The sequence below is a fragment of the Xanthomonas citri pv. mangiferaeindicae genome (genome assembly GCA_002240395.1).
GTDB lineage: Bacteria > Pseudomonadota > Gammaproteobacteria > Xanthomonadales > Xanthomonadaceae > Luteimonas > Luteimonas citri_A.
Map to the genome: position 1 here is coordinate 2,992,542 of CP016836.1, position 21,973 is coordinate 3,014,514.

Sequence of the window (21,973 nt, forward strand, 5' to 3'; positions counted from 1 at the left end):
ACCGTGGGCATTGCGTGCCCTCGCACCGTCCGCAAGCGACGCCCGGTTGCGGACGTGGCGCCAGCATCCGGACGCGACGCGAGGCAACGCCGATCGCGTGTACCTGATTCCGTCGCCGCCCCGGCGTTGCGTCCCGGTCGCCATGCGAGAATCGCGCCATGGACGTCCCCGCTGATTTCATCGTCGCCATTCCGGCCCGCTATGCCTCGACCCGCCTGCCCGGCAAGCCCCTGCAACCGCTGGGCGATGCCCCGCTGGTGCTGCACGTGGCGCAGCGTGCGCTGGAGGCCGGCGCGGCCGAAGTCTGGGTGGCCACCGACGATGCCCGCGTCCGCGACGCGCTGGCGGGTACCCCAGTCCGTGTGGCGATGACCTCGCCCGCGCATCCGTCGGGCACCGACCGGCTGGCCGAATGCGCCGCGCTCGCGGGCTGGGCGGACGAGCGGGTGGTCGTGAATCTGCAGGGCGACGAGCCGTTCGCGCCGGCTGCCGGTATCCGCGCGGTCGCCGCGCTCGCGGCGCAGCCGGAGGTCGCCTTGGCCACGCTGGCCGCGCCGATCGATGATGTCGAAACGCTGCTCGACCCGAACGCGGTCAAGGTCGTGCTCGGCGCGGGCGGCAACGCGCTCTATTTCAGCCGGGCGCCGGTGCCATGGCCGCGCGATGCGTTCGCCCGCGACCGGACCACGATGCCGCCGGGCCAGTGGTGGCGGCATATCGGGATCTACGGGTATCGCGCCGGCTTCCTGCGCCGGTTCGCCGCGATGGCGCCAGGGCACCTGGAACAGATCGAGATGCTCGAGCAACTGCGTGTGCTCGAAGCCGGGTTCCGGGTCGCCGTCGGCCCGACCCCCGCGCCGTTCCCGCCCGGCGTCGATACCCCTGAGGACCTGGCGCGTGCCCAGGCCCTGTTGTCGGCGACCGATGTCGGTCGTGCGACCGGCGCCCGCCCCGGCACCTGAGCGACTGCGCTGCTGTGCCACCAGCGCTCTCGACAGGGCAACGGCGGCGCATCCCGCATAATCGCGGCATGAACGACGCCGTTGCAGCGCCCGAGTTTCCCGCCGGCCTGGCGTGGCTGAACCTGCGCGATCCGCTGCGCATGGCGCAGCTGCGCGGGCGGGTCTGTGCGCTGGCGTTCGTCAACCTGGGGTCGGCCTGGTGCCAGCAGCGGCTGGCCGATCTGGGCCACCTGCGCGCGCGTCATCGCGACCGCCTGCAGGTGGTCGTCGTCCACGTCCCGCGTTTCGACGCCGAACGCGACGCCAAGCGCAGCGCGCACCGCGTCGACCTGCAGCAGTACGACTTCCCGGTCGCACACGACGGCGATTGGACCGCCTGGCAGCACTTCGGGCTCGATGCCTGGCCGACGGTGCTGCTGATCGATGGCGACGGGTGGGTGCGCGAGCGCATCGTGGGCGAGAACGGCATCCGGGACCTCGATGCGCGGATCGGCACGCTGGTCGAGGCGCTGACGCCGCAAGCACTTGCTGGCGATCCGATCCGCCTGCGCCGCGACAGCGACCCCGCGCTGCCGCTGCGGTTCCCGGCGGGACTGGCGGTCTCGGGCGATCTGCTCTATGTCGCCGACTGCGGCCATCACCGCGTGCTCGAATGCGATGCCCGCGGGCGTCTCCTGCGCCAGTTCGGCAGCGGCAGCGCCGGCTTCATCGACGGCCCGATGGAACTGGCCGCGCTGACCCGACCGCACGGCCTGTGCCTGGCCGGTGGCGCGCTCTATGTCGCCGATACCGGCAACCATGCGGTGCGCCGGATCGACCTGCGCAGCGGCGATGTGTCCACCGTCTGCGGTGCCGGCCGGCCCGGCGACACCCTGGCGGGATCGCTGGCCGACCCGCGCGCGGTCGTGCTCGACCAGCCGCGCGCCGCCGTGCTGTCGGGCGACCGCCTGTACGTCGCGACCGCCGGCGATAACCGGATCTGGCAACTGGACCTGGGCCAGGCCCGGATTGCGCCGCTGTGCGGCAGCGGTGCACTGGGCATCCGTGACGGCGTGGGCGAGGCGGCGGCATTCGCCGAACCGGTGGCGCTGACCTGCGTGCAACACACGCTCTACGTCTGCGATGCCGCGGGCTCGGCGATCCGCAGCGTCCACCTGCCGACCGGGCGCGTCACCACGCTGGTCGGCGGTGGGCCGTGGCAGTTCGGCGCCCTCGACGGCGCGCGCGACGACGCGCAGTTGCAGGCGCCCCAGGCGCTGGCGCTCGATCCCGAGTCGCCGGTGCTGTGGATCGCCGACAGCGGCAACGACACCTTGCGCCAGTTGCGTCTGGGCGGGGGCGCGCTGTCGACGGTCGCGCTGCCCCAGCGCTTGCATGGGCCCGCGGCCCTGGCCGTTGCGGACGGGCGGGTGTGGATCGCCGATACCGATGCCCATGCCGTACTGCAGTTGGACCCGAGCACCGGCGCGCTGCGCCACGTTCCGGTGGGCGAATGACCGGCACGACGAAAGCGCGCGGCGCGCGTCCGACATTCGATGGCAAGGCATTCGTCGCAGGCCTGAGCACCGCGCCGGGCGTCTATCGCATGATCGCGGCCGACGATGCGGTGCTCTACGTCGGCAAGGCGGCGGATCTGCGCAAGCGCGTGGCGAGCTATTTCAACGCCACGCCCAAGGCGACGCGGACGATGGCGATGATCGCGCAGATCGCGCGCATGGAAGTCACCGTCACCCGCACCGAGGCCGAGGCGCTGTTGCTGGAAAACCAGCTGATCAAGTCGCTCAAGCCGCGCTACAACGTCTCGCTGCGCGACGACAAGAGTTATCCCTACGTGCTGGTCACCCGCGACACCTGGCCGCGGATCGCCGTCCATCGCGGCCCGCGCAACGTGCCCGGACGCTACTTCGGGCCGTACCCGGGCGTGACCGCGGTGCGCGAAACACTGAACCTGATGCAGAAGCTGTTCAAGCTGCGCAATTGCGAGGACAGCGTGTTCCGCAACCGCTCGCGGCCCTGTCTGCAGCATCAGATCGGTCGCTGCACCGCGCCGTGCGTCGGGCTGGTATCGGAGCGCGAGTACGCCGACGCGGTCCGGCGCGCGTCGATGTTCCTCGAAGGTCGCAGCGATGCGCTGACCGACGAGGTCACGCGCGACATGGAAGCGGCGGCTGAACGCCTGGATTTCGAGGAGGCCGCACGCTTGCGCGACCTGCTGGGCAACATGCGCGGCATGCAGGCGCGCCAGTACGTCGACGGCAAGGTCGCCGAACTCGATGTGCTCGCCTGCGCGATGCGCGGCACCCATGCCTGCGTACTGCTGCTGTCGTTCCGCGACGGCCGCAACCTCGGCACCCGCGCGTTCCACCCGCGCACCAACGGCAGCGAGGACCCGGCCGAGGTGCTCGCCGCGTTCGTGTCCCAGCACTACGCCGAACAGGTGCCGCCGCGCGAGATCGTGCTCGATCGCACGATCGAGGACGTCGCGCTGCTCGAACAGGCCTTCAGCGAGGCCGCCGGGCGCCGGGTGCAGCTCAAGTGCAACGTGCGCGGCGATCGCGCGCGCTACGTCGACCTGGCACGGCGCAATGCCGAGATCGCGTTGGCCAGCGAACTCGGCAGCCAGGCCGCGCAGCAGGCACGCGCCGAGTCGCTGCGCGCCATGCTGGGCCTGGCCGAGCCGGCGCAGCGGATCGAGTGCTTCGACATCAGCCATACGATGGGCGAGGCCACCGTGGCCTCGTGCGTGGTGTTCGATGCGCAGGGGCCGGTGCGCAGCCAGTACCGGCGCTACAACATCGCCGGCATCGAGCCGGGCGACGACTACGCCGCCATGCACCAGGCGCTCACCCGGCGCTTCCGCAAGGTGGCCGAGGAGGGCGGGGTGATGCCCGACGTGCTGCTGATCGACGGCGGTGCGGGCCAGGTCGCCCAGGCGCGCGCGGTGCTCGACGGCTACGGCATCACCGGCATCTGCCTGGTGGGCGTGGCCAAGGGCGAGGCGCGCAAGCCGGGCGACGAGACCTTGCTGCTGCCGGCCACCGACGGGCAGCCGGCGCGCGAACTCAAGCCCGGCGCTGCCTCGCCCGGGCTGCAACTGGTGCAGCAGGTGCGCGACGAGGCGCACCGCTTCGCGATCACCGGCCATCGCGGCCGGCGCCAGAAGGCGCGCAACACCAGCCGGCTGGAAGACATTCCCGGCATCGGCCCGCGCCGCCGCGCGAGCCTGCTCAAGCATTTCGGCGGACTCGGCGGTCTGAAGGCAGCCGGCGCGGAGCAGATCGCGCAGGTCGAGGGCGTCAATGCAGCGCTCGCGCAGCGCATCTATGCGACCCTACACGGGCTCGATGCCGGCACGTCCGGCGCCGGCCAGGACTGATTGCCACGAGTTTGCGATGAAATTGACGATTCCCACCTGGCTCACGCTGCTGCGGATCCTGATGATCCCGGTGCTGGTGCTGGTGTTCTACCTGCCGTTCAAATGGACCAACTTCGCCGCCGCGTTCGTGTTCGGGCTGGCCGCGGTCACCGACTGGCTCGACGGCTGGATCGCGCGTCGCTACGGCCTGTCCTCGGCGTTCGGCGCGTTCCTCGATCCGGTCGCCGACAAGCTGATGGTCGCCGTGGCGCTGTTTCTGATCGTGCAGGGGCACCCGTCGCCGTGGATGGCGATCTGGGCGGCGGTGATCGTGGGGCGCGAGATCGCGGTCTCGGCGCTGCGCGAGTGGATGGCCGAGCTTGGGCAGCGCGCGACGGTCAAGGTTGCGGCGATCGGCAAGATCAAGACGATCGCGCAGATGGTCGCGCTGCTGTGCCTGCTGTACTCGGTCTCGCCCGAGCGGCCCGCGCCGCCGCTGCCGTGGCTGGGGCGCGAGATCTTCGTCATCGGCGACTGGCTGCTGGCGCTCGCCGCGCTGCTCACGCTGTGGTCGGGGCTGGCGTATCTGCGCGCGGCCTGGCCGATCATGCGCGCGGCCGAACGCAGCAAGTATTGACACCCCGCCGGCGAACGGTAGAATTTCGCCTCCCAAGCGGGAATAGCTCAGTTGGTAGAGCACGACCTTGCCAAGGTCGGGGTCGCGAGTTCGAGTCTCGTTTCCCGCTCCAGTTTCAAACGCGAAACCCCGGGTGGCACGCGGGGTTTCGTTTTGTCGGCAGGGTCTGCGGATCCCGACGACGGTCACCGGCCTGGTGGCAGAGTGGTTATGCAGCGGATTGCAAATCCGTGTACGCCGGTTCGATTCCGACCCAGGCCTCCAGCCGGCGCACCACTCGGGTCGCAGGCAGGGTACAATTGAAGTCATGCGGGAATAGCTCAGTTGGTAGAGCACGACCTTGCCAAGGTCGGGGTCGCGAGTTCGAGTCTCGTTTCCCGCTCCAGTTCGAAGAAAGACCCCGCGCAAGCGGGGTTTTTCGTATGTGCGACATGCGGTCATGCCGGTCGGCCACGCTTGGGTTTCAATTCCCGGGGCGCTCAGGCACGCTTGGCGCCGCCGCCCGGATGGCGAAACTGGTAGACGCACCGGACTTAAAATCCGTTGGCCGCAAGGCCGTGCCGGTTCGATTCCGGCTCCGGGCACCATCGCAGGCAGCGTAGGCGACTGCCGCGTGAACACGCGTCGCGCCTGTGCATCGTGTCATGTCGCCTTCACCCGGCGGCCCCTAGATTCTTCGGTGACGCTCATAGGGGATCGAGGCGCATCGCGACCGCGGATGCGATGCAAGGTATGGCCGCCTCCAGAGTCCGCGACGATTTCCAGCTCGCGATCGTGTCCCTGCTCGGGCTCACGACGCTGCTGACGCTGTCGGGCTTCATGCTCTGGCGCAGCCTGTGCGGGGAATGGACGCTGGCCGCGTTCGACGCGCTCGTGATCCTGGCGATTGCCGTGGTCGTGGGGCGCGCTTGGCGCACCGGCCGGACCGACGCGGCCGGCGGGCTGATGGCGGTGCTCAACTCCGGCTTCTGCGTCGCGGCCTGCGTGCTGATCGGCAATGCCGCCGGTGGCTGGGTCTACGTGGTGCTGATGACTAACTTCTACATCACGCGCACCGACATCGCCGCGTGGTGCGGCGGTGCGCTGATCGTGGTCGCGACCGCGCTGCTGATCGTGCCCGATGCCAGCCTCGGCGAGTTGGCGACCGCGATCACCTGGTCGCTGGTGTACGCGTTCTCGTTCGCCTTCTCGCGCCGCCTGCGCGACTACAGCGATTCGCTGGAGCGTCGGGCGATGCTCGACCCGCTGACCCGACTGCCCAACCGCGGCGCGATGGAAGCGCATCTGCGTAGTCTGGTCGACGATCGCCGGCAGCCCGGGATCGGCCTGCTGGTGCTGGACCTCGACCGCTTCAAGGCGGTCAACGACACCTTCGGTCATGCGGTCGGCGATGCGGTGCTGGTCGAGCTGGGTGCGATCCTGCGCGACACGCTGCGCGAGGACGACGCGGTTTACCGCTTCGGTGGCGAGGAGTTCGTGCTCGTGCTGCCCGCGGACGACGATGCGGCGCTGAAGGCCGCGGCCGAGCGCGTGCGGGGGGAGGTCGAACGGCGCCTGCGCAGTCCCGCCGGCCCGATCACAGTGTCGATCGGCGGCGCCATGCTGGCCACCGAGCACGACTGGCAGGACTGGTTCGGGCGGGCCGACACCGCGCTCTACCTCGCCAAGCGCGCAGGCCGCAACCGCACGCACATCGCCCAGGCGCTGGACTGACACAGCCTCGCTTGGTGGGCCGCCAACGCTGTGGGGTCAGGGCAACAGGTCGAGCAGGCGTTCGGTCGGTCGGCCGATGACCGCGCGGTCGCCGTGCACCAGGATCGGGCGCTCGATCAGCTTCGGATGGGCCGCCATGGCCGCGATGATTGCCGCGTCGTCGAGCGCCGGGTCGGCCAGGCCCAGGTCGGCATAGACCGCCTCGCCCGTGCGCAGCAGTGCCCGCGGGGCGAGGTCCAGGCGCTGCAGCAACTCGCGCAGCGCAGCGGCATCGGGTGGGGTCTCCAGATAGTGCAGCACCTGCGGCGCGATGCCGCGTGCCTGCAGCAGCTCGAGCGCGGCGCGCGATTTCGAGCAGCGGGGGTTGTGATAGAGGACAAAGGGATCACTCATGTCGCGGGAGGTTCGCTATCGGAAGAAGGGGGATGCGCGCCGCTGCGCCGTGCGACCACACCGGTCGCGGTCACGTCGGCGGTGGTGTTGGTGACGGTCGCGAAGGCGTCGGGCAGGGTGTCGACGGCCAGCAGCACGCCGAGTGGCTCCACCGGCAGGCCGACGGCCTGGGTGACCGGCAGGTTGTTGGTCATGAAGCTGACCTGCCCGGGCAGGCCCACCGAGCCCATGCTGATCACGATGGCGAGCGCGACCGCGATCGCCAACTGGCCGGCGCCCAGCTCGATGCCGTAGATCCAGGCGATGAAGCTCACCACGCTCAAATACTGCACCGGGCTGGCGATGCGGAACAACGAGACCGCCATCGGCAACACCAGTGAAGTCACCGCCAGTGGATAGCCCAGGCGGCTGCGCGCGCTGTCGACCATCACCGGCAGCGCGGCCAGCGACGACTGGGTGCTCGCCGCGATTGCCTGCACCGGTAACAACGCCGCGGCAAAGCGCGCCGGCCGCTCGCCGGCGACGACGACCGCGATGACGTACATCAGCAGCGTGATCGCCACATACAGCACGCACTGCAGCGCGATATAGGTGCCCAGTGCGGCGAACACGCCCAGGCCGACATGCGCGCAGACCGACAACACCAGCGCGAACACGCCCAAGGGCGCCGCGACCAGCACCCAGCGCACGACCACGATCATGGCATCGGCGATCGTGCGCACCAGCTCGAGCATGCGTTCGCGGCGCGCGGCTTCCAGACGGGTCAGCGCGAAACCGAAGAACATCGAGAACACCACCAGCGGCAGCATCGCACTGGCGGCCGCGGCGGCGATCGCGTTGCTGGGAATCAGGCTGGTGATCCACAGGCCGAACGCCGGAGCCTGCGGCAGCACCTCGGGCGCGCCGATCGCGGCGCGGAACAGCGCGGCCTGGGACTCGTCGCGCGGTACCAGCGACAGCAGCGCCGGCGCGGCGAGTGCGGCGAACGTTGCCGACAGCGCCAGCATCACAACGAAGGTGCCCATTGCCAGGCGCGCGGTGCGCCCGGACGCGGCGGCATCGGACGCGGCATTGACCCCCACGACCACGAGCGCCGCGACCAGCGGCACCACCGTCATCTGCAGCGCATGCAGCCATAGCGTGCCGATCGGCTGGGCGATGTCGGCGGTGCGTACCGCAACCTGGGGGTCCCAGGCGGCCAGCGCCAGTCCAATGACGGCACCGGCCAGCAGCGCGAGCAGCACGCGCGCGGGCATCGACAGACGGAAGCGGGCGGGCGCGGACGGGCTGGGCGTCATCGGTCGAGTCGGCAGGGGCGGGCCCGGCGAGCATGCCATGTCGACGGCCGTGTGCGATGCCGGTCGGTCATCGCGCCGTGGCTGCGTCCAGCGGCAGCGTCAGCATGTCCCGATGGTCGTCGACGAAGCCCGCCCGCAGGTACAGCGCCTTGGCGCGCGGGTTGTGGTGATGCACCTCCAGCCGCAGCATCGCCACGCCCCAGGCGCGGCTGCGTTCGGCCGCCAGGGCCAGCGCCTGCGCCCCCAGGCCGCGGCCGCGCGCCTGTGGCGCGACATAGAGTTCGTCGAGCAGCGCGAACGCGCCGCCCTGTTCGAGGCTGAAGCCCCGCGTGAGCACCAGATAGCCGTCGTCGCCGTCATCGCCGAGCAGCAGTACCGCGCCGTGCGTGGGGTCGGCCAACAGCGCATCGAGCCCGGCGCCGACGCGGACCGGATCGAACACCAGGCGGTCCTCCGCATAGAACGCACGCATCATCGCCAGCACATGCGCGCGATCGGCGGCTGTCGCGTCGCGCGCGGCGGGCACCGGATCGACAGGAAGCACCATCGGACAACTCCACACAAGGGCAGGACGCCCTATTGTCGCCCGGAGGCGAATGGACTCAGGCGGGAAGCGGGACGAGGTCGCGGATCGACACGATCCCCAGGCCCGGCGCATCGCCGAGGGTGATGCTCGGGCCATCGAATCGGACACCGCCCTCGACCGGGTCGTAGGCGCACAGCGACGGGCCGTCGAGATCGACCTTGGTGATCGCATCGGCCTTGGCAACCGCCAGGTGCACGGCCGCGGCGACACTGATGCTGCTCTCGAGCATGCAGCCGATCATGCAATCGATGCCATGCAGAGCGGCGATGTCGGCCAGTCGGATCGCGTTCGACAGCCCGCCGGTCTTCATCAATTTGATGTTGACGATGTCGGCCGCGCGCATCCGGATCAGTTCGATCAGCTCGACCGGGCCGAACACGCTTTCATCGGCCATGACCGGAACCGCGACGCGGTCGGTGACGAACTTCAGGCCCTGCAGGTCGTGCGCCGGCACCGGTTGCTCGAGCAGTTCGGGCTGGATGCCGGCCGCCTCCAGCCGGTGCATCGTCTGCACGGCCTGCTTGGGCGACCAGCCCTGGTTGGCATCGAGCCGCAGCGTGGCGCGACCGTCGACCGCGGCGTGGACCGCGCGGATGCGCTCGAGGTCCAGCGCGGTGTCCTGACCGACCTTGACCTTCAGCGCGCGGAAACCGCGCGCGAGCGCGGCCTGGGCGTCGGCGACCATCGTGTCGACATCGCCGACGCTGATCGTGAGGTCGGTGGCCAGTACCGGCTCACCGCCGCCGCCGAGGATGCGGTACAGCGGCGCACCGTGCAGTTGTGCGAACAGGTCGTAGAGCGCGATCTCGACCGCGGCCTTGGCGCTGGTGTTGCGGACCAGCGCGGTCTGCACCAGGCGCACGAGGCGGTTGAGGTCGCCGATCTCCTGGCCGACCAGCCGGGGCGCGATGACCTGCGCGATCGCCGCGACGATCGCGCCGTGGGTGTCGCCGGTGATCACCGCGGTTGCGGCGGCTTCGCCGTGGCCGACGTGACCGGTATCGGTGTGGATCGTGACGACGACGTCCTCGACCCGTTCGACCGTGCGCAGCGCGGTCTTGAACGGCGTCCGCAGCGGCACGCGCAACATGTGCAGGCGAATGTCGGTGATCTTCATGGCGGCAGGTCCGGGCAGGGCGGTCAGCGCACGCGCTGGAGGCTGGTGATGCGCTCGATGGTCGGCGCGCCGTCGCCGCTCAGCAGCGGCAGCAGCGGGGTCACCACCACACCATTGAGCGCCAGCCGTGCGAGCTGACCGTCGGCGCTGCGCAGCGAAGTGCCGGCGGTGTCGTGGATCACGTAGGGATCGCCGTCGACGTGGCCGATCACCATCATCACGTGGCCCGGGATGAACACCAGGTCGCCGACATCGGTCTGCCGCAGCAGGCGCAGGCGCGCCTCGGGCGACATCGTCGGCGCGAACGCGACCCGGTCCAGCGCCGGACTCGTGGCCTGCGCACTGGTGTTGCGCGGCAGCAGGATGCCCATGCTGCGGTAAATCTCCGAGACGAAGCCGCTGCAGTCGCGCGCGTTGTACGAATGCCCCCAACCGTAGCGCTCCCCGAGGAACTTGAACGCCTGCCGGATCAACTGCGCACGAGTGAACGCGAGCGCGTCGTCGGCGACGTCGGCTGACTGCGGCAGCATCGCAGGTGCGAACGCGAGATCGCCGGTCGCGGTGCGCACCGGCAGCTCCACGACGCGGCCGTACCAGGGGATCTGGCCATTGAGCACGCGGTTGCCCGGCCAGTCGAGCGCGGGCACGCGTACGCCCATCTCCAACTGCACATCGGAGACCTCGGGCGCCTGCGGCGTGTAGACGGTTCGCGCGGTCGCGCCGGTGACGATCGGCCCGCGCGCTGCGCGCGCGACGTAGTCGGCGACTGCCTCGCGTGTGCCCAGGGCGACCTGCGTGGCGTCGATCCAGGCCGCGTAGCGCTCGCTGACGACGAAGTACCAGGCGCCGTCGCGGCTCGTGTGCACCACCGCGACCGGCGTGCCTGGAAACAAGGCATCTTCCTGGAAGCGGTCGATGTCGGTGTCGTCGGGGCGGCTGAACACCCGCGTGCGGGTCGGGAATGCACGCAGGTCGGCGCGGCGCACGACCAGTCCGAAGCGGGGCGATGGCGCGGCGGGCAGGGCGGCCAGGTCGACATCGGCGACCAGGCGGTCGAGCGCCGCTGCATCCAGCACGCGGCCATCGAGGGTGTAGCGGGGCTGCGACGGGCGCGTCGACACTGCCTCGATCCAACCGGTGACCGTGGCGCGGTCGAGCGTGGCGGGCAGCGCGAGCACGGCGTGGATCGAGGGATCGTCGCGCCGCATCGCGGCGTTCTGGGCTGCGATCGCCTCGCGATCGAGCAGGCGGGCGTCGGGTGCGTCGAGCCGGTCGATCCAGTACTGCGGATCGAGCTGCGCGCGCGTCATGCCGGGAATCGCCGGCGTCGTCGCCGATGCGCCCGCCGCCAGCAGCGATGCCAGGATCGCGCCGGTCACACGCCGCCATGGACGCAGGCGTGCGGCTGAGGCGCCGCGGCGCGTCTGTGTCGTGACCGTTGTCGTGTGCATCCAAAGCTCCTGCGTGGCGGCCGCGCGGGCTGCGGGGACGCATTCGAGCATAGGTGTTTTGGTGCGGGCGACAAGCCGGCCGACGGCGATTGACAAGGTCCAAGGGCGCGGTGTAATCACGATGTCATCGTGTCGCGCCGTGGGGAGCGGACACATACACGGAAGGCCGGCATCGATGCGTGAACGCGCGCGTTGCCGCCGGCTGCGCCCGCCACGCCATCGCCAGGGGAATGCCGCATGCCCGTATCGTCCAGACACCTCCGCTCGAGCCGTTGTCCGCTCGCCCTTGCGTTGCTGGCGGCCATCGCGATGCCGGCTGCGGCGCAATCGACCGACGCCCGCGTCAACACGCTCGACCAGGTGCAGGTCACCGGTTCGCGCATTGCCCGGACCGAGATCGAAGGCCCGGCGCCGGTCACGGTGATCACCGCCGAGGACATCCAGAAGCAAGGCTTCAGCACGGTCTGGGAGTCGCTGGGCACGCTCACCCAGTTCACCGGCAATACGCTCAACGAGTCGGATCAGACCGGTAACGCGCCCAACGGCCAGTTCATGAACCTGCGTGGCCTGGGCCCGGGCTACCAGCTGATCCTGCTCAACGGCCAGCGCCTGGCCGACTATCCGCAGCCCTACGGCTCCAACGGCACTGCGGTGAGCCTGGGCAGCATTCCTGCGGCGGCGATCGAGCGCATCGAGGTCATGAGCGGCGGCGCGTCGGCGATCTACGGGTCCGATGCGGTCGCCGGTGTGGTCAATATCATCACCAAGGAGAACTTCAGCGGCGACACCATCCGCCTGCGCGGTGGCACCACGTCCGGGGGCGGCGGCGATAGTGGGCTGTTCCAGTGGACCGGCGGGCGGACCGGCGATCGCTGGAGCCTGACCTATGCGCTTGAGCGGCTGGATCGCGAGGAGATCGTCGCCTCGCAGCGCGATCTGACCTATCTGGCGCATCCGCAGTACCGCACGAATCCCGAGCGTCCGACGGCATCGATCAGCGGTGTGTATTTCCGGGCCGGGCAGAATTATCTATGGCGGACCGATGCGGGCGCGTTGTCGCCATCCTACCCAGCGATGCTGGAGGCCTGCGAGGCGACCAACCCGAATTTCGTGCCCTTCCATTCGGCATCGAGCGTCGCCGTGCCCAATCGCTGCGGCGCGCTCGACTACTACAACGCACGCTCGATCCAGAACGCCTACGGCAAGACCTCCGGCTATCTGTCGGGCAGCTTCGATTTCAGCGACACGCTGACCGGCTACGTACAACTGCTCGGCAGCGATTCCAACGACAAGAGTTCGAGCCAGACGCACTACTACATCGGCGAAGGGCCGTTCACCGTGCAGGACCCGACGCGTGGCCTGGTGACTGCGCAGCGCATCTTCCTGCCCGAGGAAGTCGGCGGCACCAAGTACATCGAATACGACGAGCGCGCCTGGTCCATCAACGCCGGCCTGCGCGGCACACTCGGCGACGGCCGCTTCGACTGGGACGCCAGTGTCACCTCGTCGCGCTTCGAGATCACCACCACGCGCCCCCGCTTCCTGACCCGCGCGGTGCGCGATCATTACATGGGCCCGGTGCTCGGCCACGCCGCCGATGGCACCGAGATCCGCGAGTTCTACACCGACCGCCTGTTCGCGCCGGGCTCGGCCGCGCTGTACGACCAGCTCACCACCACCGTGGTCAGCAGCGGCGTGTCCAAGTCCGACCAGGCGCAGTTCGTCTTCAGTGGTCCGCTGTTCGATCTGCCGGCCGGCCCACTGCAGATGGCGGCCGTCGTCGAAGCGGCGAAGCAGTCGTATTCGCTCACGCCCGACCCGCGCACCACCGTCGATTACACCGGTCCGGACCGTGTCTACAATCTGACCAGTACGCCGGGTGGCGGCCCGCGCAACCGATACGCGGCTGGCCTCGAGCTCCGCGTGCCGGTCTTCTCGCGCTTGGAGGCCACGCTCGCCGGTCGCTACGACAAGTACGACGACATCACCTCGGTCGACGACGCCATCACCTGGCAGGCCGGTCTGGAGTGGCGTCCCTTCAAGACGCTGCTGCTGCGCGGCGCGCACGCAACGAGCTTCCGCGCCCCCGATCTGCTCTGGGTGTACGCCGGCACGACCGGCTCCAATCCTTTCGTCGACGACGAGTACCTGTGTCGCCTCAACGGCATCGCCGCCGAAACGCCCGAGTGCACGGCCGCGTACAACTACCAGACCTACATGACCCAGTCCTCCAATCCCTTGCTCGAAGAGGAGAAGGGCAAGTCCACGACCTTGGGCGTGGTCTGGGACGCACTGCCGAATCTGTCGGTCAGTGTCGACTGGTACCGCATCGAACTCGAAGGCCGGGTACAGGCGCTGTCCAACAGCTACTACTTGGAGCAGGAGGCCAACTGTCGGCTCGGCCGGGACCGCAACGGCAATGCCGTCGACACCGGGTCGCAGTCGTGCCAGTTCTATGCCAGCGCGGTGGAGCGCGTGGTCTCCGACCTCAACCCGGACGGCCGCATCACCCGCTTTGCGACCTATCCGATCAATGCTGCGTTGATGCGCACCGAAGGGCTCGATGCGTCGTTACGCTACGGGCTCGATCTTGGCGGTTGGGGCGATCTGAACCTGCAGGCCGGCTATACCCACGTGCTCGAGTTCGAGGTCGCGCAGTTCGGCGACGAGGCGCCGCGCGATGTGCGCAGCACGGTCGAGTACAACAGCCAACGCAGTCGTGCGAACTGGCGCGCCGCCTGGTCGAATGCGGACTGGAACGCCAGTCTCTACGGCTACCGCTACGGCAGTCGTCCGAACTACAACGGCACCGCGATTCCGGGCAGGACTTCGGCCTATGTGATCTGGAACGCCGATGTGTCGCATGCGATCACCGACAACGTGACGCTCGGCGTGAGCGTACTGAACCTGCTCGACGAGATGCCGCCGCGCGACGATTCGCACACCGCCTGGCCGTACTTCGCCAGTTCCTACAGCGCGATCGGGCGCCAGGTGTTCGCCAACATCACCTTCGACTTCTGAGACATGCGCGCCGCGCGTTTAGGCTGGGCGCTGGCGGGTTGGCTGGTCGCCGGCCTGCCCGCAGCCGCCGCTGCCCCCGTTTCACCTGCGCGCCTGGCGGCGCTGGTCGACGCCGCGGCCGAGCGCTACACGCTGCCCGGCATCGCGGTCGGCGTCGTAGTTGATGGCGAGGTCGTGCTGCGGCACACGCGCGGCGAGTTGCGTGCGGGCGAGGGCGAGGCCGTCGACGCCGAAACGCTGTTCAAGATCGCCTCCAACAGCAAGGCGATGACCGGTGCTGTGCTCGCACGGCTGGTCGATGCCGGGCGGCTGCGCTGGGACGATCCGGTGGTGCGGTACCTGCCGGATTTCCGTATGTACGACGACTGGGTCACGCGTGAGATCCAGGTCCGCGACCTGCTGATCCACAACAGCGGCCTGGGCCCGGGGGCCGGCGACCTGATGCTGTGGCCGTCGCCCAACGCCTTCACCCGCGCGCAGGTGATCGAGGGATTGCGCCACCTGCGGCCGCGCTGGAGTTTCCGCGCACGCTACGCCTACGACAACACGCTGTATATCGTCGCCGGCGAAGTCGCGGCCGCGGCCGGCGGCGCCCCGTACGACGTGCTGGTGCGCCGCGAGGTCTTCGAGCCGCTCGGCATGACCCGCTGCCAGGCCGGCGCCTGGGAGCGCGATGCGGTCGGCAACGTCGCCCAGCCGCATGCCCGCCTGGAGGGCCGCAATGCCGTCGTGCGTGGCGACGACGCGACGATTCCCGACGAACCGATGATGGCGGCCGGCGGACTGCGTTGCAGCCTGGATGACATGCTGCGCTGGGCGCAGGCCTGGCTCGACCCCGAGGTCGGTGCGCCGGGCCGGCCCTGGCTGTCGGCCGCACAGCGCGAGACTGCCTGGACCGCGCACATGCCGATGCCGCTGACCGCACGCATGCGTGCCTGGGACCGCAGCCATTTCTCGGCCTATGGTTATGGCTGGCGGCTGACCGATGTCGACGGCACCGCGAAGGTGTCGCACACCGGTACGCTGTCGGGCATGGTGTCCTCGCTGGCGCTGCTGCCCGAGCAGCGCGTCGGTATCGTGGTGCTGATCAACGGCGATGCCGACGAGGCGCGCACCGTGCTGACCCAAGCGCTGGTCAAGCAGTTCGTCGCCACCGACGGCGGCGCGCACGACATCGACGACTATGCCGGCCGGCTGGAGGCGGAGCGGGGCACTTTGGACCCCACAACGCAGCCGGAGACCGACGATGCGGTTGCCGTGGCGCCAACAGTCGCGGTCTCGCTTGCCGGCCGTTACCGCGATCCGTGGTTCGGCGATGTGGCGCTGTGTCCGCGCGACGGCGACCTGCGCTGGATCTCGATGCGTTCGCCGAAGCTCGATGGCGACGTCGTCGCGGTCGATGGCGGGCTCCAGGTGCGCTGGCGCGCGCCCGATGTCGACGTCGATGCCTGGCTGCGACCGACGTCGGCGAACGACCGCACGGTCTCGCTGCAGATGGCCAAGGTCGATCCGGATGCGGACTTCAGCTACGACTTCGAAGACCTGGCACTGGTGCGCATCGGCGACTGCAATTGAGCGAGGCGCGGCATCGTTGTCGGCGGCGATACTGCATGCGCGGACCAGAACGAAAAAACCCCTGCATCGCTGCAGGGGTTTTCGTAACACTGGCGGAGCGGACGGGACTCGAACCCGCGACCTCCGGCGTGACAGGCCAGCATTCTAACCAGCTGAACTACCGCTCCGAGGCGCGAGATTCTACGCGAATTCACGCGCTTGGGAAGGGGGGGGGCGCGATCTTTTTTTCATCGTGTCTTCGTCGATGCGCGTGCTGCCCGTTCAACGCGTCTGCAAGACACATGCGCTGCGTTGCTCGACGTGCGTGGCCTGCGTGATGTGCCAACGGTCCGCGGTGTCGGACAGGTGGTGCGATGGGCGATGTCACTGCATATGTGGATCGTCGGTCCGGGGGGCGAGGTCGCCGCGTTGGCGTGGTCGCTGTTCGGTACGCGCGTCGAGAGTGGCGTCATGCGAGTGCGCGTCTCGAATCTGCCACAGCGCAAACAGCCCGCGCCCCCACCCGACGCCTTCGGCGTCGACCTCCGCCCGCAAGCGGGGGAGGTGATGCGCCATCGGACGCCCGTGCCCTTTGATCCAACCGCAAAAAAGCCCGCCCTCGCACGCGGGGGAGGTGTCGCGCAATTCGACGCTCACGCGATCCGATCGAAAGCGCGGAAGCCCTCCCCGCGTGCGGGGGAGGGTTGGGTGGGGGCAGGACACGCGAAGTCGGACTCGACGCCCATATTCAACATCGCGCCACGCCTGCATTCCACATCAGACGCGCAAAAAAAACCCCGCCAAGGCGGGGTTCTTCTTCAACCAGTGGCGGAGCGGACGGGACTCGAACCCGCGACCTCCGGCGTGACAGGCCAGCATTCTAACCAGCTGAACTACCGCTCCACATTGGAAACCTGTTGCTTGGTGGGTGCTGAGGGTTTCGAACCCCCGACCCTCTCCTTGTAAGGGAGACGCTCTACCGCTGAGCTAAGCACCCATGCGGAACAGCCTAGCCGCTTACTTTACCGCATCCTTGAGCGCCTTGCCAGCCTTGAATGCCGGGACGGTCGAGGCGGGGATCTGGATCGTTTCCTTGGTCTGCGGGTTCAGGCCGGTGCGCGCGGCGCGCGGACGGGCGACGAACGAACCGAAGCCGACGAAGTTCACCGCGTCGCCGTTCTTCAGCGCTTCGGTGATGGTGTCGAGCAGCGCGTCGACCGCACGGCCAGCGTCGGCGCGGGACAGGCCGGCCTTCTCGGCGACGGAAGCCAGGACATCGTTCTTGCTAAGGGCCATCAGTGAATTCCTCTTTTAATTATTCGACGTTGAGCGTCTGGACGCTGAGCCGGCATGCACGGCGCCGCCGGCCGGGCGGCGCCGGTCGGACGCGCATGGTACGCGATCCCCCGGTCGATTACGACCTTGCGGGTGCCGGCCTGAATGGCTGCCCGATGGGGCCGCCGAGGACGCGGCGGGGCCCGGTCCTGCGCGGGTCCGTGCTTGCGGGTAAACTGCCCGGCTCGCCCATCCCGTGCCCCGACTCATGCTGCAAGCGCTTCGAGAAAAGACCAGTGGTTGGATCGCCATCGCCATCGTTGCGTTGCTGGCGGTGCCGTTCGCGTTCTTCGGGATGGAGCACTACCTGTTCCAGAACAATGCCGACTATGCGGCCAAGGTCGAGGCGCCGCCGACCTGGTGGCGCTCGGCGCCCGACATGTGGCTGGTGCGCAAGCTGGCCTGGACCTCGACCGAGGTGACGCCCGAGGAGTTCCGCCAGGCGTTCGACTCGGTCCGCGAGCAGCGCCGTCAGGACGAAGGCGAGAACTTCGATGCGCGTGCGTTCGAGACCCTGGACAGCAAGCGCGAAGTGCTCGAGCAGTTGATCGACCGCGCGGTGCTCGGCCTGGCCGCCGAGCGCGCCAACATCGTCGTCGGCGATGCGCAGGTGCGCGAGATCATCGCGTCGATTCCCGCCTTCCAGGTCGATGGCCGCTTCGATGCGCAGCGCTACCAGATGACGCTGCAGTCCGGGCAGCCGCCGCGGACTCCGGCCGAGTTCCAGGCATCGATCCGTCGCGACCTGCAGCGTGCGCTGGTGCCGCAGGCGATCGCCGAATCGGCATTCGTCACGCCGTCGGAAGCCGAACGCATGATGCGTCTGCTCGACGAGCGTCGCGACGTCGCGTTCGTGGTCGTGCCGCCGCCGGCGGTCGATGCGGCGCCGGTGGCCGATGCGGATCTGCAGGCGTGGTTCGAGAAGAACGCCAACCGTTACCGCGAACCGGAAAAGGTCGCGCTCGAGTACATCGAAGTGCTCGCCCAGCCGCAGGCCGGTGCCGGCGAGGTCGATGAAGCCGAGGCGCGCGCGCATTTCGAGCAGGTCAAGTCGCGGTTTGCGGCTACCGAGCGCCGTCTGGCCTCGCATATTCTGGTCGAAGTGCCGGCCGGTGCCGACGCGGCCGCACAGCAGGCGGCGCAGAAGGAAGCAGCGGATCTTGCCGCGCAGGCCGCCCAACCGGGCGCCGATTTCGCCGCGCTGGCGCGTGCGCATTCCGACGATCCAGGCTCGCGCGACAACGGCGGCGATCTGGGCTGGGTCGAGAAGGGCATGATGACCGGCCCGTTCGAGGACACGCTGTTCGGCATGCAGGCCGGTACGGTCAGCCAGCCGGTGAAGACCGACTTCGGTTGGCATGTGTTGCAGCTGCGCGAGATCGAGGCCGGCAAGCCGGTCGCGTTCGAGGACGTGCGCGACGAGATGGAACGCGAAGTCCGCGACGGCGAGGGTGCGCGTGCCTATAACGAGCAGGTCGGCCGGATCGTGGACGAGATCAACCGCCACCCGATGTCGCTCGAGCAGGCTGCGGCCGCGGGGCAGCTCGAGGTGCACACGGTCGCACCGTTCGCGCGCGGCGCCGGCACCGGCATCGCGGCGAACCGCGCGGTGGAGCAGGCGGCGTTCTCCGAGGCGCTGACCCAGGACGGCACGGTCAGCGATCCGATCGAGATCGCGCCCAACCACACGGTCTTCATCCGCGTCACCGCACACACGCCCGAGCGCGCGCAGACGCTGGACGAGGTGCGCGACCGCGTGACCGCAGAAGTCCGCACCGATCGCATGCGCCAGCAGGCCGAACAGGCGGCCGATGCCATGGTCGCCGAGCTGAAGGCCGGCAAGACCCTGCAGGCGGTGGCGCAGGCGCATGGCCTGGAGCCGCAGTCGGTGCCGGGTATCCCGCGTGGCGCGCCGGTGCCCGACCCGGCGTCGAACACGGCCTACTTCCAGACGATGCCGCCGGCCGAGGGCAAGACGGCAGCCGGCCGCACGCTGCGGCCCGACGGCAGCGCAGTGGTGTTCGTCGTCGAGCGCGTGGTGCCGGGCGATCCGGCGCAGGCGCCGCCGCAGCAGCAGGCGATGCTCAAGCAGCAGCTCGGCGCATTGCTCGGCAACGAGGATGCGGATGTGCTGCAGAGGGCCCTGCGCCGGCAGATGAAGATCACGGTCAACGAAGAGCGGCTCTGACGTTACCCTTCGAACCCGGCGGCGCATGCGCCGTCCGGGCACCGAGATCGAGCAAACGCCCGGCCATGCCGGGCGTTTTGCTATGTGCTTCACAAGCTCGGTTGGGCGCGCCGTGTGCATCGCGATGCCGTCACCGCATGGAGCAGACGGCAGGCGACGGCTTCGATTCGGTTGAGATGCGCGATTGCACAGCCGCGGAGATGTTCGTGCGTCGGGCTACGCGCCGCGTCCAGCGACAGCCCTCGGCCGAGGGCGCAGCACGCACGTGCGCATCGATGCCGGATATGCGCGAATGTGCACGCATCCGGGTGACCGAGCCCGCAGGCAGGCCATGCACCTTGGCGCCTAGTGCGCCTCGCCGATGTGCAATTCCATGCCCGGACGCAGGATGCTGCGCGGATCGAGCCCGTTGCGGCGGAGCAGCTCCTGGCTGCTGAGGCCATAGCGGCGTGCGATCGACCAGACCGAATCGCCGCGCGTCACCGTATGCACCGACGGCGCTGCACTGCGCGTCGGTGCCGCCTGCGACGCGCCTGTGGCCGGCGGCAGCGGTTCGAACTCCGGCGGCGCTTCAGCCAGGAACACCGGTGGGGTCGCCGCGGCCTGTGGCACCAGGACCTGGGTGGGCTGTCCGATACGTGCGATGCGGCCGTCGGTGTGGGCCGGGTTGAGTCGCTTGAGCTGGGCGGCGTCGGTCTCGTGCCGCGATGCGAGCCCGTCGAGGTCGCGGATGCCGTCGGGGACGGGGATTGCCTGCAGGATCGGCACTTCGCGATCGAGCGCGGCCATCCAGTCCTCGCGCGTCTCGGCTTCCTTGATCAGGCACGACAGCGCATGCAGCTTGCGCACGTAAGCCTGGGTGAGCGCGGGCATCGGCAGCGCCTCCGGGTCGGCATTGGCCGCGACCTGGCCGGCACGCTCGAGCGCACCGAAGACGCGGTACTCGCCGGCGTTGTAGGCCATCACCGCCAGCCGCCAGTCGCCGGCGAACATGCCGTGCAGGGTCTTGAGATAGCGCACCGCCGCGCGCGTGGAATCGGCGGGCGACAGCCGGCCGTCATAGCCGGCGCGGATCGGGATCTTGTGGTTGCGCGCGGTGACCGCGATGAACTGCCATAGTCCGGCCGGCCCGGCCGCGCTGCGGGCGCCGGGCCGATAGCCGCTCTCGACGAACGGGATCAGCGCGTACTCGGTCGGCAGGTGCGCCTCGCGCACCGCATCGACCACGTAGCCGAACAGCGGCAGGACATCGGTGTTGCGCGAGACCAGTTGACGCGGGACATGCGCGAACTGTGAGCGCCAGCGCTCACTGGCATCGTCGCTGCAATCCTGTTCGGCCAGTCCGTCGCGAAAGCGCAGGTAGATCTCCCGGCCGGTGCGCGTCGTCGCCTGAGGCGGCGCCGGGGGCGCCGCGGGCGTCGCAAGGTGCGCCAGGGCACCGGTAGGCGCTGAGGACGGCGGCTCGGCGGGGCTGGGGGCGTTGCCGGCCTGGCACAGCGCCGAGACCGCGGCGGCCAGCAGGCCCGCCACGAGCCGGGTACGAGGGCCCGCCCTCATGCGCGGAAGCCGTCCTTCCAGTGCCGCAGCGCGGCGAACACGTCGGCGCGGCCGGCGCCCGGGGCGAGGTCGGCATGCGCGCAGGCCGCGGCCCGGACGGCCGGGGCGTCGACGCGCAGGAACGGATTGCAGGCAAGCTCGGCCTGCAGGGGAACGGGAAGCGTGGGCCGGTGGGCACTGCGCATCGAGACGATCTCCTGTTCGCGGCGCCGCAGCGCCGCGTTGTCCGGATCGACAACGCGGGCAAATGCCGCGTTGGACCGGGTGTATTCATGGCCGCAACAAACCAGCGTATCGGCGGGCAGCGCCGCCAGGCGGTCGAGTGAGGCCAGCATCTGGACCGCGCTACCTTCGAACATCCGCCCACAGCCGAGGCTGAACAGCGTGTCGCCGCAGAACAGGTGGCCGTGGCCGACGAAGGCGATATGGCTGCGGGTGTGGCCCGGCACGGCCAGCACGTCGAAGGCCCAGGGGCCGATCTCAAGCCGCTCGCCGTCGCCCACCCGGCGGGTGGCCAGGGGGATGCGGGCGTCGTCGGGCGCGACGATCTCCAGCGACGGCCAGCGCTCGCGCAGGGCGGCGACGCCGCCGATGTGGTCGTTGTGGTGATGCGTCAGTAGCACCAGCGCCGGGCGCAGGCCCTGCTGCGCGGCCGCCAGCACCGGCCCGGCATCGCCGGGGTCGACGACCACCGCGGCGCCATCGTTGGCCGCGAGCGTCCAGATGTAGTTGTCCTCGAACGCACGCAGCGCCTGCAGTTGCATCGGTCGGGAAGGCGGTGGCGGCCGGAGGCCTTACAATGCGGA

Annotated in this window: 16 protein-coding genes and 7 tRNA genes; 12 read left to right on the top strand and 11 right to left on the bottom strand. The window is 69.6% G+C overall.

Going from position 1 to position 21,973, the window contains the following annotated elements; genetic code table 11:
* Window positions 1-158 precede the first annotated feature (158 nt).
* The 9 genes from BEN78_13015 (at window position 159) to BEN78_13055 (ending at window position 6,667) form a co-directional block, all read left to right on the top strand.
* Window positions 159-962, top strand: coding sequence for a 3-deoxy-manno-octulosonate cytidylyltransferase (locus tag BEN78_13015; GenBank protein ASR44156.1), 804 nt, complete (start codon window positions 159-161; stop codon window positions 960-962).
* 68 nt (window positions 963-1,030) lie between these two features.
* Window positions 1,031-2,458, top strand: a complete 1,428-nt coding sequence (locus tag BEN78_13020) for a hypothetical protein (protein ID ASR44157.1) — start codon at window positions 1,031-1,033, stop codon at window positions 2,456-2,458.
* Window positions 2,455-4,338 (top strand): excinuclease ABC subunit C, encoded by a 1,884-nt coding sequence (locus BEN78_13025; protein ASR44158.1) that lies wholly within the window; start codon window positions 2,455-2,457, stop codon window positions 4,336-4,338. The genes BEN78_13020 and BEN78_13025 overlap by 4 nt, the downstream gene beginning before the upstream one ends.
* 16 nt (window positions 4,339-4,354) lie before the next feature.
* Window positions 4,355-4,954, top strand: a complete 600-nt coding sequence (locus tag BEN78_13030; GenBank protein ID ASR44159.1) for a CDP-diacylglycerol--glycerol-3-phosphate 3-phosphatidyltransferase — start codon at window positions 4,355-4,357, stop codon at window positions 4,952-4,954.
* A 36-nt stretch (window positions 4,955-4,990) separates the two neighbouring features.
* Window positions 4,991-5,066: transfer RNA gene (locus BEN78_13035), tRNA-Gly, on the top strand.
* Window positions 5,067-5,144: 78 nt separating this feature from the next.
* A tRNA-Cys gene (locus BEN78_13040) sits at window positions 5,145-5,218 on the top strand.
* Window positions 5,219-5,263: 45 nt separating this feature from the next.
* Window positions 5,264-5,339: transfer RNA gene (locus BEN78_13045), tRNA-Gly, on the top strand.
* A 115-nt stretch (window positions 5,340-5,454) separates the two neighbouring features.
* Window positions 5,455-5,541 (top strand) — tRNA-Leu (locus BEN78_13050).
* A 145-nt stretch (window positions 5,542-5,686) separates the two neighbouring features.
* A complete protein-coding gene (locus BEN78_13055) occupies window positions 5,687-6,667 on the top strand; it encodes a hypothetical protein (protein ID ASR44160.1) in 981 nt (326 codons plus the stop codon).
* Between the two features lie 36 nt (window positions 6,668-6,703).
* Here BEN78_13055 and BEN78_13060 read toward each other — a convergent pair whose 3' ends face one another.
* The 5 genes from BEN78_13060 to BEN78_13080 form a co-directional block, all read right to left on the bottom strand.
* Window positions 6,704-7,060: an arsenate reductase (glutaredoxin) gene (locus BEN78_13060; protein ASR44161.1), complete on the bottom strand. Its 357-nt coding sequence runs from the start codon at window positions 7,058-7,060 to the stop codon at window positions 6,704-6,706.
* A complete protein-coding gene (locus tag BEN78_13065; GenBank protein ID ASR45130.1) occupies window positions 7,057-8,322 on the bottom strand; it encodes a sodium:dicarboxylate symporter in 1,266 nt (421 codons plus the stop codon). The genes BEN78_13060 and BEN78_13065 overlap by 4 nt, the downstream gene beginning before the upstream one ends.
* A 103-nt stretch (window positions 8,323-8,425) precedes the next feature.
* Entirely contained in the window at window positions 8,426-8,905 is a 480-nt protein-coding gene (locus BEN78_13070) for a GNAT family N-acetyltransferase (GenBank protein ID ASR44162.1), read from the bottom strand.
* A 55-nt stretch (window positions 8,906-8,960) separates the two neighbouring features.
* On the bottom strand, window positions 8,961-10,061 hold the full coding sequence (locus BEN78_13075; GenBank protein ID ASR44163.1) for a dipeptide epimerase: 1,101 nt from the start codon (window positions 10,059-10,061) through the stop codon (window positions 8,961-8,963).
* 23 nt (window positions 10,062-10,084) lie between these two features.
* On the bottom strand, window positions 10,085-11,512 hold the full coding sequence (locus BEN78_13080) for a hypothetical protein (GenBank protein ID ASR44164.1): 1,428 nt from the start codon (window positions 11,510-11,512) through the stop codon (window positions 10,085-10,087).
* A 237-nt stretch (window positions 11,513-11,749) separates the two neighbouring features.
* Here BEN78_13080 and BEN78_13085 point away from each other — a divergent pair, with 237 nt between their 5' ends.
* Window positions 11,750-14,533 carry a TonB-dependent receptor gene (locus tag BEN78_13085; protein ASR44165.1) on the top strand — a complete coding sequence of 928 codons (2,784 nt, stop codon included), beginning with the start codon at window positions 11,750-11,752 and terminating at the stop codon, window positions 14,531-14,533.
* A 3-nt stretch (window positions 14,534-14,536) separates the two neighbouring features.
* On the top strand, window positions 14,537-16,108 hold the full coding sequence (locus tag BEN78_13090) for a penicillin-binding protein (protein ID ASR44166.1): 1,572 nt from the start codon (window positions 14,537-14,539) through the stop codon (window positions 16,106-16,108).
* Window positions 16,109-16,198: 90 nt separating this feature from the next.
* Here BEN78_13090 and BEN78_13095 read toward each other — a convergent pair.
* The 4 genes from BEN78_13095 to BEN78_13110 all read right to left on the bottom strand — a co-directional run bounded on the left by BEN78_13095 (window position 16,199) and on the right by BEN78_13110 (window position 17,383).
* Window positions 16,199-16,275, bottom strand: a tRNA-Asp gene (locus tag BEN78_13095).
* A 638-nt stretch (window positions 16,276-16,913) separates the two neighbouring features.
* Window positions 16,914-16,990 (bottom strand) — tRNA-Asp (locus BEN78_13100).
* A 19-nt stretch (window positions 16,991-17,009) separates the two neighbouring features.
* A tRNA-Val gene (locus BEN78_13105) sits at window positions 17,010-17,084 on the bottom strand.
* 20 nt (window positions 17,085-17,104) lie between these two features.
* Entirely contained in the window at window positions 17,105-17,383 is a 279-nt protein-coding gene (locus tag BEN78_13110) for a DNA-binding protein HU (GenBank protein ASR44167.1), read from the bottom strand.
* 247 nt (window positions 17,384-17,630) lie between these two features.
* Between BEN78_13110 and BEN78_13115 the strand changes: the two genes are divergently transcribed.
* Window positions 17,631-19,610 (top strand): peptidylprolyl isomerase, encoded by a 1,980-nt coding sequence (locus tag BEN78_13115; protein ID ASR44168.1) that lies wholly within the window; start codon window positions 17,631-17,633, stop codon window positions 19,608-19,610.
* Between the two features lie 345 nt (window positions 19,611-19,955).
* Here the strand turns inward: BEN78_13115 and BEN78_13120 are convergent, their stop codons facing one another.
* A complete protein-coding gene (locus BEN78_13120) occupies window positions 19,956-21,167 on the bottom strand; it encodes a hypothetical protein (GenBank protein ASR44169.1) in 1,212 nt (403 codons plus the stop codon).
* Window positions 21,164-21,931 (bottom strand): hydroxyacylglutathione hydrolase, encoded by a 768-nt coding sequence (locus tag BEN78_13125; protein ASR44170.1) that lies wholly within the window; start codon window positions 21,929-21,931, stop codon window positions 21,164-21,166. Before BEN78_13125 ends, BEN78_13120 begins: the two co-directional genes overlap by 4 nt.
* Between the last annotated feature and the right edge of the window lie 42 nt (window positions 21,932-21,973).

Bases quoted from the DNA above. Each gene is read 5' to 3' on its own strand.
- BEN78_13015 (ASR44156.1), top strand. From the start codon at position 159: ATGGACGTCCCCGCTGATTTCATCGTCGCCATTCCGGCCCGCTATGCC.
- BEN78_13020 (ASR44157.1), top strand. From the start codon at position 1,031: ATGAACGACGCCGTTGCAGCGCCCGAGTTTCCCGCCGGCCTGGCGTGG.
- BEN78_13025 (ASR44158.1), top strand. From the start codon at position 2,455: ATGACCGGCACGACGAAAGCGCGCGGCGCGCGTCCGACATTCGATGGC.
- BEN78_13030 (ASR44159.1), top strand. From the start codon at position 4,355: ATGAAATTGACGATTCCCACCTGGCTCACGCTGCTGCGGATCCTGATG.
- BEN78_13055 (ASR44160.1), top strand. From the start codon at position 5,687: ATGGCCGCCTCCAGAGTCCGCGACGATTTCCAGCTCGCGATCGTGTCC.
- BEN78_13060 (ASR44161.1), bottom strand. From the start codon at position 7,060: ATGAGTGATCCCTTTGTCCTCTATCACAACCCCCGCTGCTCGAAATCG.
- BEN78_13070 (ASR44162.1), bottom strand. From the start codon at position 8,905: ATGGTGCTTCCTGTCGATCCGGTGCCCGCCGCGCGCGACGCGACAGCC.
- BEN78_13075 (ASR44163.1), bottom strand. From the start codon at position 10,061: ATGAAGATCACCGACATTCGCCTGCACATGTTGCGCGTGCCGCTGCGG.
- BEN78_13080 (ASR44164.1), bottom strand. From the start codon at position 11,512: ATGCACACGACAACGGTCACGACACAGACGCGCCGCGGCGCCTCAGCC.
- BEN78_13085 (ASR44165.1), top strand. From the start codon at position 11,750: ATGCCCGTATCGTCCAGACACCTCCGCTCGAGCCGTTGTCCGCTCGCC.
- BEN78_13090 (ASR44166.1), top strand. From the start codon at position 14,537: ATGCGCGCCGCGCGTTTAGGCTGGGCGCTGGCGGGTTGGCTGGTCGCC.
- BEN78_13110 (ASR44167.1), bottom strand. From the start codon at position 17,383: ATGGCCCTTAGCAAGAACGATGTCCTGGCTTCCGTCGCCGAGAAGGCC.
- BEN78_13115 (ASR44168.1), top strand. From the start codon at position 17,631: ATGCTGCAAGCGCTTCGAGAAAAGACCAGTGGTTGGATCGCCATCGCC.
- BEN78_13120 (ASR44169.1), bottom strand. From the start codon at position 21,167: ATGAGGGCGGGCCCTCGTACCCGGCTCGTGGCGGGCCTGCTGGCCGCC.
- BEN78_13125 (ASR44170.1), bottom strand. From the start codon at position 21,931: ATGCAACTGCAGGCGCTGCGTGCGTTCGAGGACAACTACATCTGGACG.